The 14918-nt window shown below is 70.3% G+C and carries 5 protein-coding genes and 3 pseudogenes; 7 read left to right on the forward strand and 1 reads right to left on the reverse strand.

Annotated elements, in window-relative coordinates:
* Positions 1-140 precede the first annotated feature (140 nt).
* From OHA99_RS07480 to OHA99_RS07495, 4 genes and pseudogenes are all read left to right on the forward strand, one after another.
* Complete coding sequence (locus tag OHA99_RS07480; protein WP_153177432.1) at positions 141-671, forward strand: hypothetical protein; 531 nt, start codon at positions 141-143, stop codon at positions 669-671.
* A 204-nt stretch (positions 672-875) separates the two neighbouring features.
* A pseudogene (locus OHA99_RS07485) lies at positions 876-1382 on the forward strand (alpha-glucuronidase); the annotation flags it as partial.
* Positions 1383-2143: pseudogene (locus OHA99_RS07490) on the forward strand (acetylxylan esterase); the annotation flags it as partial.
* 167 nt (positions 2144-2310) lie between these two features.
* Positions 2311-3246, forward strand: coding sequence for an FG-GAP repeat domain-containing protein (locus OHA99_RS07495; protein WP_405694830.1), 936 nt, complete (start codon positions 2311-2313; stop codon positions 3244-3246).
* Between the two features lie 91 nt (positions 3247-3337).
* On the opposite strand, the gene acnA is transcribed toward OHA99_RS07495, so the two are convergent.
* The gene (gene acnA / locus OHA99_RS07500; RefSeq protein ID WP_153177434.1) at positions 3338-6052 is read right to left on the reverse strand and encodes an aconitate hydratase AcnA; all 2715 of its coding nucleotides are present in this window, start codon (positions 6050-6052) and stop codon (positions 3338-3340) included.
* Between the two features lie 262 nt (positions 6053-6314).
* Between acnA and OHA99_RS07505 the strand changes: the two are divergent.
* The 3 genes and pseudogenes from OHA99_RS07505 to OHA99_RS07515 all read left to right on the forward strand — a co-directional run.
* A pseudogene (locus OHA99_RS07505) lies at positions 6315-6401 on the forward strand (DUF4236 domain-containing protein); the annotation flags it as partial.
* Positions 6402-6523: 122 nt separating this feature from the next.
* Positions 6524-8053: a UDP-N-acetylglucosamine 1-carboxyvinyltransferase gene (locus tag OHA99_RS07510; RefSeq protein ID WP_007445262.1), complete on the forward strand. Its 1530-nt coding sequence runs from the start codon at positions 6524-6526 to the stop codon at positions 8051-8053.
* A gap of 532 nt (positions 8054-8585) precedes the next feature.
* Positions 8586-14918, forward strand: coding sequence for a protein kinase domain-containing protein (locus OHA99_RS07515; protein WP_405694832.1), 6333 nt, complete (start codon positions 8586-8588; stop codon positions 14916-14918).

A 14918-nucleotide genomic window follows, 5' to 3' on the forward strand; every position in this document is an offset into this window, starting at 1 on the left:
GGCGGGCGGCGGGTTCGGGCTTCGGCCTGAATCCGCCGCCCGCTCGTGCCGCCCCATTCCCCTGAGCCGGTGCGTGCACCAGGATGAGCGGGCGCCGTCGGCGGCCGCCGGGGCGCGTCACGCATCGTCAGGGGGAACACATGCGGACATCCATCGGCACACGCGTCACGGGGCTGGTCACGGGCGCACTGCTGGCGGCGGGGGCGCTCTTCGCGACCGCCGCGCCGGCCCAGGCCTACGACCCGGACCCCAGCGTCTCCACGTACTACCGCCAGACGAGCAGCTGCCCGTGCAGCGGCGGCAGCCTCGCCGACCCGTTCGACGGCACCTACTTCGCGCACGACGCGGGCGGCACGGCCGTCAAGATGGAGCTGAACGACGCGGGCTGGTTCATCGGCAAGGTCGAGTTCCACCCCGACGGCGAGAAACTCTGGGTCTACGACACCAAGAACGACGGCGACGGGTTCTACGTGGCGATCGGCTACTCGTGGGGCGGCTCGTACCACGACCTGGGCACGTACTCGGCGCCGGGCACCTCGGCCACCGTGGACATGACGGTCAAGAACTTCAGCATCCCGGACGGCGCGTCCGTGGACCTCACGGTCTACGACGGTTCCGGCCGCTCCGACTACATCGCCGCCGCGCGCGGCACCGGCGGGGCGGTCGCCTGACGGCATGACCTTCGCCATCGACCCGGCCTGGCTGCCGGACGACGCCTTCCGCGCGGTCGGCACCCGGCGCACGCTCGTGCGCGGCACCGGACCGCTCGCCGACACCGTGCGCGGTGAAGTGGCGGCGGCCTGCGGGCGGTTCGGGGGCACCCTCGTGGACGAGGGCGCCCCGGCCGGCCTCGTGCTGGAGCTGACCGGCGGGGGCGCGCCGACTCGGAGGGGCAGCCCGGCCCGTTCGCGTACGGCCGCACCCACGCGGACGGCGCCAACCTGCTGGCCGCCGCACTCGCCCCGTACGGCGGCACCGTGCACTGGCGGGCCTTCGTCTACGACCACCGGCAGGACTGGCGGGACCGGTCGACGGACCGCGCCCGGGCCGCGTACGACCACTTCGTGCCGCTGGACGGCGAGTTCGCCGCGAACGCGGTGCTCCAGGTCAAGCACGGCCCGATGGACTTCCAGGTGCGCGAGCCGGTGTCGCCGCTGATCGGCGCGATGCCGGGCACCCGGCTCGCGGTGGAGGCGCAGGCCACGCAGGAGTACACCGGGCAGCAGCGGCACGTGTGCTGGCTCGGCCCGATGTGGAGCGAGGTCCTGCGCTTCCGGCCGGACGGCGAGGTGCCGGTCGGGCGGCTGGCGGACGCCCTGGTGGCGGTGTCCAACGTGGGCGACGACCCGTTCTGGACCGGCCACCCGCTCGCGCAGGCCAACGGGCCGGCAGCGCCCCTGCCCGCGGTCGTCGAGTACGCCGGGTAGGGCGCGGACGCGGCCTGCCCCACGAGCGGCTGACCTGGGTGGCCGCCGGGTACGCGCATCTGCTGATGGACAACCGGGGCCAGGGCGACCAGTACGGCTGCGGTGGCGACACCCCGGACCCGCACGCCGACGCACCCGGCGGCCCCGGCCCGGCGGCACGGGGGCTGCTCGACCCGCACGACCACCACTACCGTCGCCTCATCACGGACGCGGTCCGCGCGGTCGCCGCGGTGCGGGCCCTGCCCGGCGTGGACCCGGCGCGCGTCGCGGCCGTCGGCAACAGCCAGGGCGGCGGGCTCGCGCTGGCCGTCGCGGGTCTGGTGCCGGACCTGGCGGCCGTCCTGGTCTCCGCGCCCCTGCTGTGCGGCATCCGACGCGCCCTCGACCTCACGGACGCGGGGCCCTACGGCGAGATCGCCGCGTACCTGTCGGTGCACCGGGGCGCCGAGCGCGCCGCCTACCGCACCCTCTCCTATCTGGAGGGCGTCTCCTTCGCCCGCCGCGCCCACGCGCCGGCCCACTTCGGCGTGGGCCTGCGCGACACGGTGTGCCCGCCGAGCGGGGCGTACGCCGCCTTCAACCGGTACGGGGAGCTGTCCGGCGCGGTACCCCGCAAGGAAATCCACGCCTACCCCTTCAACGGGCACGAGGGCGGCGACGCGGTGCATGTGCGGCGTCAACTGGGGTGGCTGGCGGGCGTCCGGGCGACCGACTAAGGCAACTTCCTTGCCCTTTCGGTGCGTTTGCGGCGCCTTCCCGTATCAATTTCATGTAATCCGATTGACATGTAAAAGCCATGTGTAAGGATCACGGAGTTATCGGGATCATGCTGTGCCCAATCCCGGCACCCGGTCCCTTCCGCATGACCATATGGAGGACCCACGTGGCCAAAAGCTCCGGCCTGAACACGCGTCGCGCCCTGGCGCGTGCCACGGCTGCGGCGCTCACCGCCGCACTGGTGGCGACCGGTGCGAGCAGCGCCGTCGCCTCGGACGCGCCGGCGCCCACCGCGTCCCGGCCGCAGATCGACGTGAAGCCGTCGGACGCCTCGAAGTTCAGCTCGACCGCACAGATCGGTGACGCACAGATCAACCCGCTGTACGGGGTGGACAGCGGGGGCACCCTGTACGGCTACCTGCCCGACGGAGACGGCGGCCTGGACTCCCGCTTCTGGGCGGGCGACTACTGGGACACCGTTCGCGCGGCCACCCAGGTGGACAACGACGCCGACGGGTTCTCGGACGGCCTCTGGCAGGTAACGGCCGGAGGCCAGCTCTACTACGGGAACTTCGGTCTCGACGAGGAGCACATCCTCGTCGGCAACGGCTGGAAGATCTACAACCAGCTCTTCTCGCCCGCCAACGTCGGTGGCGCCGCCGCCGACGACCTGCTCGGCCGGGACAGCTCCGGCGTGCTGTGGCTGTACCTCGGCTACGGCAACGGCAAGCTGACCAAGCGCTACCGGGTCGGCGGCGGGTGGAACGCCTACACGCACATCACCGGCAAGGGCGACCTGACCGGTGACGGCAAGGACGACATCGTCGCCAAGGACAAGTCCGGCGTGCTGTGGCTCTACAAGGGCACCGGCAACTACAAGGCGCCGTTCACCTCCCGCAGCCGCATCGGCGGCGGCTGGAACACGTACAACAACATCGCCTCCGTCGGCGACATCGACGTCGACGGCATCACCGACCTGGTCGCACGCAACAAGAGCGGTGCGCTGTACCTGTACAAGGGCACCGGCAACGCCGCCGCTCCGTACAAGTCCCCGGTGAAGATCGGCAGCGGCGGCTGGAACACGTACCGCCTGATGTTCTAAAGCCGTACGCGACGCCTCTGCGAGGCGGGCACGCGCGAGGGCCGCACCCCCGTCACCGGGGATGCGGCCCTCAACCGTTGTGCGCCGCCGCCTACTTGCGGATCAGGCTGCGCAGCACGTACTGCAGGATGCCGCCGTTGCGGTAGTAGTCCGCCTCACCCGGGGTGTCGATGCGGACGACCGCGTCGAACTCGACGCCGGTGTCGGTGGTGACCTTCACCGTGCGCGGGGTGGTGCCGTCGTTCAGCTCGGTCACGCCGGAGACGGAGAAGGACTCCTCGCCGGTCAGGCCGAGGGACTCGGCGGTGCGGCCCTCCGGGAACTGCAGCGGCAGGACGCCCATGCCGATGAGGTTCGAGCGGTGGATGCGCTCGTACGACTCGGCGATGACGGCCTTGACGCCGAGGAGCGCGGTGCCCTTGGCGGCCCAGTCGCGGGACGAGCCGGAGCCGTACTCCTTGCCGGCCAGGACGACGAGCGGGGTGCCCTGCTCGATGTAGTTGCGGGAGGCGTCGTAGATGAACGACACCGGCCCGCCCTCCTGGGTGAAGTCGCGGGTGTAGCCGCCCTCGGTGCCCGGCGCGATCTGGTTGCGCAGGCGGATGTTGGCGAAGGTGCCGCGGATCATGATCTCGTGGTTGCCGCGGCGCGAGCCGTAGCTGTTGAAGTCGCGGCGCTCGACGCCGTGCTCCGTGAGGTACTTGCCGGCCGGGGTGTCGGCCTTGATGGCACCGGCGGGCGAGATGTGGTCCGTGGTCACCGAGTCGCCCAGCTTGGCGAGCACCCGGGCGCCGGAGATGTCCTCGACCGGGGCCGGCTCCATGCCCATGCCCTCGAAGTACGGGGGCTTGCGCACGTAGGTGGACTCGGCGTCCCACTCGAAGGTGTCGCCGGTCGGGATGGACAGCGCCTGCCACTGGGCGTCGCCCGCGAAGACGTCGCTGTAGGACTTGGAGAACATGTCCTCGCCGATGGCGTTGGCGACGACGTCGTTGACCTCGGCCTCGGAGGGCCAGATGTCCTTGAGGAAGACCGGGTTGCCGTCCTGGTCGGTGCCCAGGGCGTCCTTGGTGACGTCGACCCTCATGGAGCCCGCGAGGGCGTAGGCGACGACCAGCGGCGGGGACGCCAGGTAGTTCATCTTGACGTCGGGGTTGATCCGGCCCTCGAAGTTGCGGTTGCCGGAGAGCACCGAGGTGACGGCGAGGTCGTGGTCGTTGACGGCCTTGGAGACCTCCTCCGGCAGCGGGCCGGAGTTGCCGATGCAGGTGGTGCAGCCGTAGCCGACCAGGTTGAAGCCGACCTTGTCGAGGTAGGGGGTCAGGCCCGCCTTCTCGAAGTAGTCGGTGACGACCTTGGAACCCGGGGCGAGGGTGGTCTTGACCCACGGCTTGCGGGTCAGGCCCTTCTCGACCGCCTTCTTGGCCACCAGGGCGGCGGCGACCATGACGTACGGGTTGGAGGTGTTGGTGCAGGAGGTGATGGCCGCGACCGTCACCGCGCCGTGGTCCAGCACGTACTCGGTGCCGTCGGGGGCGGTCACGGGGACCGGGTTGGACGGGCCGCCGTTGGTGACCGCCGGGGAGTCGGAGGCCGGGAAGGACTCCTTGCCCGCCTCGTCCACGACGTCCACGTAGTTGAGGACGTCCGACTTGAACTGCTGGGCGGCGTTCGCGAGGACGATGCGGTCCTGCGGGCGCTTCGGGCCGGCGATGGAGGGCACGACCGTGGAGAGGTCCAGCTCCAGCTTCTCGGAGAAGTCCGGCTCGGCCTTCGGGTCCAGCCAGAGGCCCTGCTCCTTGGCGTACGCCTCGACCAGGGCGACCTGCTGCTCGGAGCGGCCGGTCAGGCGCATGTAGTTCAGCGTCTCGCCGTCGATCGGGAAGATCGCGGCGGTGGAGCCGAACTCCGGCGACATGTTGCCGATGGTGGCGCGGTTGGCGAGGCTGGTGGCGGCCACGCCCTCGCCGTAGAACTCGACGAACTTGCCGACGACGCCGTGCTTGCGCAGCATCTCGGTGATGGTCAGCACCAGGTCGGTGGCGGTGGTGCCGGGGGTCAGCTCTCCGGTGAGCTTGAAGCCGACGACGCGCGGGATGAGCATGGAGACCGGCTGGCCGAGCATCGCGGCCTCGGCCTCGATGCCGCCGACACCCCAGCCGAGGACGCCGAGGCCGTTGACCATGGTGGTGTGCGAGTCGGTGCCGACCAGGGTGTCGGGGTAGGCCTTGCCGTCACGGGTCATGACGACGCGGGCCAGGTGCTCGATGTTCACCTGGTGGACGATGCCGGTGCCCGGCGGGACGACCTTGAAGTCGTCGAAGGCGGTCTGACCCCAGCGCAGGAACTGGTAGCGCTCGCGGTTGCGGCCGTACTCCAGGTCGACGTTCTGCTTGAAGGCGTCGTTGGTGCCGAACTTGTCGGCGATGACGGAGTGGTCGATGACCATCTCGGCCGGGGAGAGCGGGTTGATCTTGTTCGCGTCGCCCCCCAGCTCCTTGACGGCCTCACGCATGGTGGCGAGGTCGACGACACAGGGCACGCCGGTGAAGTCCTGCATGATCACGCGGGCCGGCGTGAACTGGATCTCCTGCGACGGCTGGGCCTGCGAGTCCCAGCCCCCGAGGGCGCGGATGTGGTCGGCGGTGATGTTCGCGCCGTCCTCGGTGCGGAGCAGGTTCTCCAGCAGCACCTTCAGGCTGTAGGGAAGGCGCGCGGAGCCCTCGACCTTGTCCAGCCGGAAGATCTCGTACGACTCGTCGCCCACCTGCAGTGTGCTGCGGGCGTCGAAGCTGTTCGCCGACACGACAGTCTCCTTCATTTATGTGCGCGTACCACCGCATCCTGCCGCCACGCCCCCTGGCCGATCCGCTAAGGTAGGGCTAAGTTAGGTAACCCTTACCAGGGTGGTGGCTGCGGTACGCCTCGGCAGATATCTCGATGTCGAGATAACTCTAGTACATAGGGGCGGCCCGGTCATGTCCGGGCGCCGTATGGCGTACGCCCCACCCCGGGTGACCCGTACGGCCATGACTACGCCGAACAGGGGTACCCGATGCGGCGCCCCCACCGGCAGCAGCGCCGGACGTCGTACGACATCGATGGATTTGCCGGGACCTGTCGGCCGACGCCGCACCACGACGAACCGGCACGGCCGATCCTCCGGACACGCCGCGCCTCCGAACCTCCGCGTCTCCGACGAGGGACGTTTGACGCCGCGTCACCCGAACGGACCCCCCGAGATGTGCGATCTCATATCTGAGATAGCCTCAACCCCATGGCAGACGACTACCTCGTACGCATCGGCCGACTCATCCGTGACGCCCGGCAGCACCGCGGCTGGACGCAGTCACAGCTCGCGGAGGCGCTCAACACCAGTCAGAGCGCCGTCAACCGCATCGAGCGTGGCAACCAGAACATCAGCCTTGAGATGATCGCCCGTATCGGTGAAGCGCTCGACAGCGAGATCGTCTCCCTGGGGTACGCGGGTCCGATGCACCTGCGCGTGGTCGGCGGCCGGCGCCTGTCCGGCGCCATCGACGTCAAGACCAGCAAGAACGCCTGCGTGGCCCTGCTGTGCGCCTCGCTGCTCAACAAGGGGCGCACGGTGCTGCGCCGGGTCGCCCGCATCGAGGAGGTCTACCGCCTCCTGGAGGTGCTCAACTCCATCGGCGTGCGCACCCGCTGGATCAACGACGGCACCGACCTGGAGATCGTGCCGCCGTCCGAGCTGGACATGGAGGCCATCGACGCCGAGGCCGCCGTCCGCACCCGCTCCATCATCATGTTCCTCGGCCCGCTGCTGCACCGCATGGACCGCTTCCGGCTGCCCTACGCCGGTGGCTGCGACCTCGGCACCCGCACCATCGAGCCGCACATGATCGCCCTGCGCCGCTTCGGCCTGGACGTCGCCGCGACCGAGGGCCACTACCACGCGGTGGTCGACCGCACGGTGCGCCCGGACCGCCCGATCGTCCTGACCGAGCGCGGCGACACGGTGACGGAGAACGCCCTCCTGGCCGCCGCCCGCCACGACGGCGTCACCGTCATCCGCAACGCCTCGTCCAACTACATGGTCCAGGACCTCTGCTTCTTCCTCGAGGCCCTGGGTGTCCGCGTCGAGGGCATCGGCACCACCACCCTCACCGTGCACGGCATGCCGGTCATCGACGCCGACGTGGACTACTCCCCCTCCGAGGACCCGGTCGAGGCGATGAGCCTGCTGGCCGCCGCCGTGGTCACGGAGTCGGAGCTGACGGTGCGCCGGGTCCCGATCGAGTTCCTGGAGATCGAGCTGGCGGTCCTGGAGGAGATGGGCCTCGACCACGACCGCACCCCGGAGTACTTCGCCGACAACGGCCGCACCCGCCTGGTGGACCTGACGGTGCGCCCCTCCAAGCTCGAAGCGCCGATCGACAAGATCCACCCGATGCCCTTCCCGGGCCTGAACATCGACAACGTCCCCTTCTTCGCGGCCATCGCGGCCTCGGCCCAGGGCCAGACCCTCATCCACGACTGGGTCTACGACAACCGCGCCATCTACCTCACCGACCTGAACCGCCTGGGCGGCCGCCTCCAGCTCCTGGACCCCCACCGCGTCCTGGTCGAGGGCCCCACCCGCTGGCGCGCCGCCGAGATGATGTGCCCGCCGGCCCTGCGGCCCGCCGTGGTCGTCCTCCTGGCGATGATGGCCGCCGAGGGCACGTCGGTGCTGCGCAACGTCTACGTCATCAACCGCGGTTACGAGGACCTGGCGGAACGGCTGAACTCGATCGGGGCGCAGATCGAGATCTTCCGGGACATCTGAAAGCTCCAAGAAAAGGTAATGCGAATCCCCTCCTGAGCTGCACGTATGCGAGCCAGGAGGGGATTCTGCTTCGCCTGTGGGACTTCTCAGGGACTTTTGGGCCGAGCCGGGAGAGTGTCAGCCTCAGGGGCTGAGGGATGGGTTGCTCGCCCCTACACGTGATGGGCCACCCGACGGGCGTCGGCCTGAGCGATTCATGGCGAGGAGGAAGGGGCCTCGCGTGAGCCCTGGTCAGCAGCGCAGGAACGTACAGCGATACGGGCACGGTCTCCTCCCCTCCAGCGCCGCCCGTGACAGGTTGGTCAGCCGCAGTCTTCCGTGACGCGCGCTCCCGTCCGCAATCAAGGGGTGCATGGAGCGATGCGAACTGCGCCGCAACTCCCCTACATCTGTTGACGTCGTCAACAGATAGTGTGATACTCGTCAACGGGTGAAGGTATACGCTCCTCACGGGGTGTACCCACCTTGTATGCGACGGGTGAATCGGGGAGGGCCAGTGGGCCAGGGGACGGTCGACGGACGATTCCGGATCATGGGGGTTCTGGGACGCGGGAACATGGGCGAGGTCCACCGGGCGGAGGACCTTCGGGCGGCTCCTGATTCCCCGCATCAGGAGGTCGCAGTCAAGACCGTGCTGCGTGCTCGCACCGGTGTCGCCGTCGACGCGTCCGGGTCCAGCAAGGAGATCGACCGCTTCCGCCGCGAGGTGCGGATCATGCGCATGCTCTCCCAGGGCCACCCCAACCTGACCCTGCTCATCGACGGTGGTGTGGACGGGGCACCGGACGGCACCGGCCTGCCGTACCTGGCCATGGAACTGCTGGACGGCCATCCCCTTGCTGACCTCATCGACGAGGAGCCGCAGCTGCCCGTCTCCTGGGTCGCGGCCATCGGTGCGCAGATCTCCGCCGGTCTCGCCGCCGCGCACACTGCCGGGGTCGTGCACCGCGACCTGAAGCCGGCCAACGCGATGCTGACGCGTGACGGCACCGTCAAGGTCCTCGACTTCGGCATGGGTTCGGTCGTCGACGATCCCGACCAGACGCGGCTCACCAGCACGGGCGTCAGTGTCGGCACCGCCCGGTACATGGCGCCCGAGCAGTTCCGGGCCGAGCGGGTCTCCGCGTCGGCCGACCTTTACGCGCTCGGCTGCATCCTGTACGAGCTGCTGATCGGGCAGCCGCCGTTCTCCGCCAGAACCCCCTTCGAACTCTCCGAACAGCACCAGCACGAGACGCCTCCGCGGCTCACCCTGGTACGCCCGGACCTGCCCGCGGAGTTGGTCCGGCTGGTGGAGCGCCTTCTGGAGAAGGACGCCGAGCTCCGGCACGAGAACGCCGCCCTGGTCCGTGAGGTCCTGGTCCCGCTCGCCCTCGCACCGGACGACACGGCCGCGCTGCTCGCCCCGCACTGGCAGGTGATGGACCCGGTGGCGCGGCTGCGCGCCCTGCTCCCCGAGCCCGCCATGGCCGCTCCCGCACCCGTGCCTCGCAGGGAGCCGCGACTGCCCGAGGCCATGGACGTCTTCGGCATCCACGCCGATCTGATCAGCGAGTACAAGGACTTCACCAAGAGCGCAACGGTGATCCGGGACGCCCGGATCGGCAACTTCGTCGAGGAGGACCTGGCAGCGAAGTCGCAGTGGCCCGACCCTTGGCTGTCGCTGAACCCCTTCTTCGCCGACGGCGGTCAGGTCACCGACCTCGTGCGGGACGGTGTGCTGCATCCGAGGTGCGCGGAGATCTTCCAGGCCGGCAAGAAGGAGACCTCGCCGCGCCCGGACGGCCGCCCGCTGACTTTCCATCTGCACCAGCGGCAGGCGATCGAGGCCGCGCAGGCGGGCGACTCCTACGTGCTGACCACGGGCACCGGTTCCGGCAAGTCCCTGGCGTACATCGTCCCGATAGTCGACCGCGTGCTGAAGGAGCGCCAGGCGGCGGGCCCGGATGCGGGCGGCCGGGTGCGCGCGATCGTCGTCTACCCGATGAACGCACTGGCCAACTCGCAGCTGGGAGAGCTTGAGAAGTACCTGCGCCACGGATTCGGGAAGGGCCGCGAGCCGGTCACCTTCGCCCGCTACACCGGGCAGGAGTCCGAGGAGGACCGCCGGAAGCTGCGCAAGGAGCCTCCGGACATCCTGCTGACCAACTACGTGATGCTGGAATTGATGCTGACCCGGCCCGACGACCGGTCCAGTCTGATCCGCATGGCCGAGGGGCTGCAGTTCCTCGTCTTCGACGAGCTGCACACCTACCGGGGCCGGCAGGGCGCGGACGTGGCGTTCCTGATCCGTCGGGTGCGTGAGGCCTGCCGCGCGTCCGCGACGCTGCAGTGCATCGGCACCTCGGCGACCATGTCCACCGAAGGCTCGTGGGAGGACCAGCGGCGCGAGGTGGCCAGGGTCGCCGGCCGGCTGTTCGGTACGACGGTGCTGCCGAAGCGGGTCATCGGCGAGACCTTGGTCCGGGCGACGGAAGAAGCCCCCGATTCCGTATCCGCCGAGCGGTTGCGGGTGCCGGCGGCGCCCCGCTCGTACGAGGCACTGACGAAGGACCCTCTGGCCTGCTGGGTGGAGTCCCGGTTCGGCCTGGAACGCGAGGAGGACACCGGACGGTTCCGCCGCTGCGACCCGGGAACGCTCGAAGACGCGGCAGCCGAGCTGGCCGGGCGGTCCGGGGTGTCCGAGGAGAGCGTGCGCGAGGCGATCCGCACCACCCTGGAGGCCGGCGCCCAGGCCAAGCATCCGGTGACGGAGCGGCCGCTGTTCGCGTTCCGGCTGCACCAGTTCCTTTCCAAGGGCGACACCGTCTACACGACGCTCGAGGATCCGCTCACCCGGCCGCTCACCCGCACCTACCAGCTGGAGCAGCCGGGCAGCGACGGCAAGCCGCTGTTCCCACTGGCGTTCTGCCGTGAGTGCGGCCAGGAGTACCTGACCGTCTGGCGGACCGAGGACGGCGGCGCGTTCCGGTACGAGCCGCGCCGGGACACCTCCGCTTCCGGGGGCCGCGCGGGTGAGGGCTATCTCTACCTGGGTATGCCCGGCGAGGACTACGAATGGCCGACCGATCCGCAGAAGGCCGTCGACGACCGGCGGTTGCCGGAGTCGTGGCTGGAACCGGACGCGCAGGGCATGACGGTCGTCAAGAAGTCCTACAAGCCGCGCCTGCCCAAGCGCGTCGTCGTGGACGCCCACGGCAACGAGACGAGTGAGGGCCTGGTCGCGGCGTTCGTCCCGGCACCGTTCCTGTTCTGCGTGCACTGCCAGGTCTCCTACGAGCAGACCCGCGGCCGGGACTTCGCCAAGCTGGCCACGCTCGACCAGGAGGGGCGTTCCTCGGCGACCTCGTTGATCTCCGCGTCCATCGTGAAGTCCCTGCGGGCGGTGCCGGAGGAAAGCCTGGGCAAGGAGGCCCGCAAGCTCCTCACCTTCGTCGACAACCGTCAGGACGCCTCGCTTCAGGCCGGGCACTTCAACGACTTCGCCCAGGTGACCCAGTTGCGTGGCGCCCTCTACCAGGCCGCGCTGCGCGCCGGTGAGGAGGGTCTGAGCCACGACGACCTCGCGGAGGCCGTCACCGAGGTGATGGGCCTGGAGCCCCGCGAGTACGCCGCCGGCACCGACCTGGCCCCGTCCATGGAGCGCCGGGCCACGAAGGCCTTCCGCGACGTCGTGGGGTACCGCCTCTACCGCGACCTGGAGCGCGGCTGGCGCATCACGATGCCGAACCTGGAGCAGTCGGGGCTGCTGCGCATCGACTACGAGGACCTGAACTGGATTGCTGCCCGTCCCGAACGCTGGCAGTCGGCGCACGCCGCACTGCGCGACGCCGACCCCGCGCTGCGCGAGGAGGTCGCCCGGACTCTGCTCGACTTCATGCGGCGTTCTCTCGCCATCGACGTGCAGTACTTCCGCGACGACTTCGACACCCTGCAGCGAGCGAGCGAGGAGCGCCTGACCGGACCGTGGGTGCTGAGCGAGAGCGACCGGCCAGCGGTCGGCACCGCCTACCCGTACGGCTCACGGCCGGGGATGGAGCGGACCGCGCAGTTCCTGTCGGCCCGGGGGAAGTTCGGCAAGTACCTGCGGCGGAACGTGCCCGAGCTGCGCGACCTGCCCCTGGACGACGTGCAGAAGGTCATCGAGGACCTGCTGAAGGTGCTGCGCGACGCGGATCTGGTGCGCGAGGTGGACGCGACTCCCGAGCAGTCCGGTCCGGCCTTCCGCCGCCGCGCGGCCCAGAAGCGCACCGGCTACCGGGTGTCGGCCGCCGCGCTGATCTGGCGCGCCGGGAACGGCGAGCGGGGCGCGGTCGATCCTCTGGCACGCACCTACACCAGCGGCGAGGGACCGCGCGTCAACCCGTTCTTCCGCGATCTGTACCGGACCGCGGCCGCCGAACTGGCCGGCCTGTTCGCCCGGGAGCACACCGCGCAGGTCACCCCCGAGGACCGCCTGGAGCGCGAGCGGCTGTTCCGGGACGCCGAACTTCCCCTGCTGTACTGCTCCCCGACGATGGAGCTGGGCGTGGACATCTCCTCGCTCAACGCCGTGCTGATGCGCAATGTGCCGCCGACCCCGGCGAACTACGCGCAGCGCTCGGGCCGGGCAGGCCGTTCCGGCCAGCCCGCGCTGGTGACGACGTACTGCGCGACGGGCAACAGCCACGACCAGTACTACTTCCGCAAGTCCCAGGACATGGTGTCTGGGCAGGTGGCCCCGCCGCGCCTGGACCTGGCCAATGAGGACCTGGTCCGCTCGCACCTGCAGGGCATCTGGCTGGCCGAGACCGGGATGAAGCTCGGCGTCGCGATCCCCGAGGTCGTCGACGTCGCCTACGACCCGGACGGTGAGGACCGGCCCGATCCGCAGATGCCGCTGCCGCTGCGCACCGAAATCCTCAACCGGTCCCTGGACGAGGATGCCCGCCGACGCGCGGCCACCACCGCCCGTACCGTCCTCGCTCCGCTGATCCCGGACTTCGAGTCGACCACCTGGTGGTACGACGAGTGGATCGAGGACCGGATCGAGCGGGCGCCGCAGGAGTTCGACGCCGCGTTCGAGCGGTGGCGCCAACTCTTCCGGGCCGCCGTCATCGACCAGTACGAACAGAACAAGCGTGTCGTCGACCACACCCTCTCGCCCGGCGAGCAGATCCGGGCACGCAGTCGCCGACGGGAGGCCGAGACGCAGACGAACCTGCTGCTGAACCGCTCCACCGACAGCAAGTCGGTCATGAGCGACTTCAATCCCTACCGCTACCTGGCGTCCGAGGGGTTCCTGCCCGGCTACAGCTTCCCGAGGCTGCCGCTGGCCGCGTACATCCCGCGCTCCGGCAACCGCCGCAACGCCGACGGCGACTACCTCCAGCGTCCTCGCTTCCTCGCGATCCGCGAGTTCGGCCCCGGCGCGCTCATCTACCACGAGGGCGCCCGCTACCAGGTCACCCGGGTGCAGCTGCCGCCGGACGCCTCGGGCGAACTGGCGACGGCGGAGGCCAGGCGCTGCGACGGCTGCGGCTACCACTACGCCGTCAAGCCCGGCGTCGACAAGTGCACGATGTGCGGCGAGGAGCTGTACGGAAAGCGCACCGGCCTGCTCCACCTGCACACCGTGTACACGACGCCGCGCGAGCGGATCTCCTCCGACGAGGAGGAGCGCCGCCGGGCCGGTTTCCGCCTGGAGACCTCGTACGCCTTCCAGGACCACGGAGCCCGCAAGGGACGCCTCACCTCACATGTCACCGACGCCGACGGGGCGCCGGTCCTCACGCTCGACTACGGCGACTCGGCGACCGTCCGGATCACCAACCTCGGACGCGTCCGTGCCAAGGAGGGCGAGCCGGACGGCTATTGGCTGGACCTGGGCGACGGCCGCTGGCTCAACGACCGGGCCGCCGCGGACGCCATCGAGGGCACCGGCATGCCGGTGGTCGACGAGGACGGCAACGAGAAGCGCCGCAAGAAGCGGGTGCTGCCCTTCGTCGAGGACCGCCGCAACATCCTGGTGGTCACCCTCGACGAACCGCTGCCCGAGCCGGTGGCGCTGTCCTTCCTGTACGCGCTGGAGCGGGGCATCGAGGCGGCATTCGAGCTGGAGGACTCCGAGCTGACCGCTGAACTGCTGCCACCGGACGAGGGCCCGAGGCGCCGCATGCTGTTCACGGAGGCCGCCGAGGGCGGCGCCGGCGTGCTGCGCCGGATCCAGCACGACAAGGACGCCCTCGCCAAGGCGGCACGGGCCGCGCTGGAGATCTGCCACTTCGACCCGGACACCGACGAGGACAAGGGCGGCCCGGAGGTCGACGAGAGGTGCGCCCGGGGCTGCTACGCCTGTCTGCTCACGTACGCCAACCAGACGCACCACCGCCAGCTGAGCCGGCACGCGGCTCAGCCGCCGCTGGCGCGGCTGGCCCGCGCCCGGACCCGGCGGGAGGATCGCGGCGAGTCCCGCAGCGAGCAGTTCCGCAGGCTGGCCCCGGCGGCGGAGAGCACGAGGGCCGCGCAGGTCGCCGTGCCCGCCGTCGAGGCGACCCCGTCGCCCACCCCGGTGGAGGCCGACCTGTCGGCCCTTGTCGCACAGGGTGACCTGCTCGGCTGGCTGCGGGCGAAGGGCTACCGGCTGCCGGACGACGTCGGCGCCTTCGTCGCCGCCGCGGGGGCCTGCCCGGACCTGGTCTTCCATCTGGAGGGCGCCGACCTCGCCGTGTTCGTCGACGTGCCCGGCCGTGCGGCCGACTCCACCCGCGACATCGAGGCCGGCTACCGCCTGGAGGAAGCCGGCTGGGACGTCCTGCGCTTCCCGGCGGACGCGGACTGGGACGCCATCGTCGACCACAACGCCTCGTACTTCCAGCTCCGTTGA

The sequence above is a fragment of the Streptomyces coelicoflavus genome (assembly GCF_045041415.1).
Classification (GTDB): Bacteria; Actinomycetota; Actinomycetes; order Streptomycetales; family Streptomycetaceae; genus Streptomyces; species Streptomyces coelicoflavus.

Bases quoted from the DNA above. Each gene is read 5' to 3' on its own strand.
- OHA99_RS07480 (WP_153177432.1), top strand. From the start codon at position 141: ATGCGGACATCCATCGGCACACGCGTCACGGGGCTGGTCACGGGCGCA.
- OHA99_RS07515 (WP_405694832.1), top strand. From the start codon at position 8,586: ATGGGGGTTCTGGGACGCGGGAACATGGGCGAGGTCCACCGGGCGGAG.
- OHA99_RS07510 (WP_007445262.1), top strand. From the start codon at position 6,524: ATGGCAGACGACTACCTCGTACGCATCGGCCGACTCATCCGTGACGCC.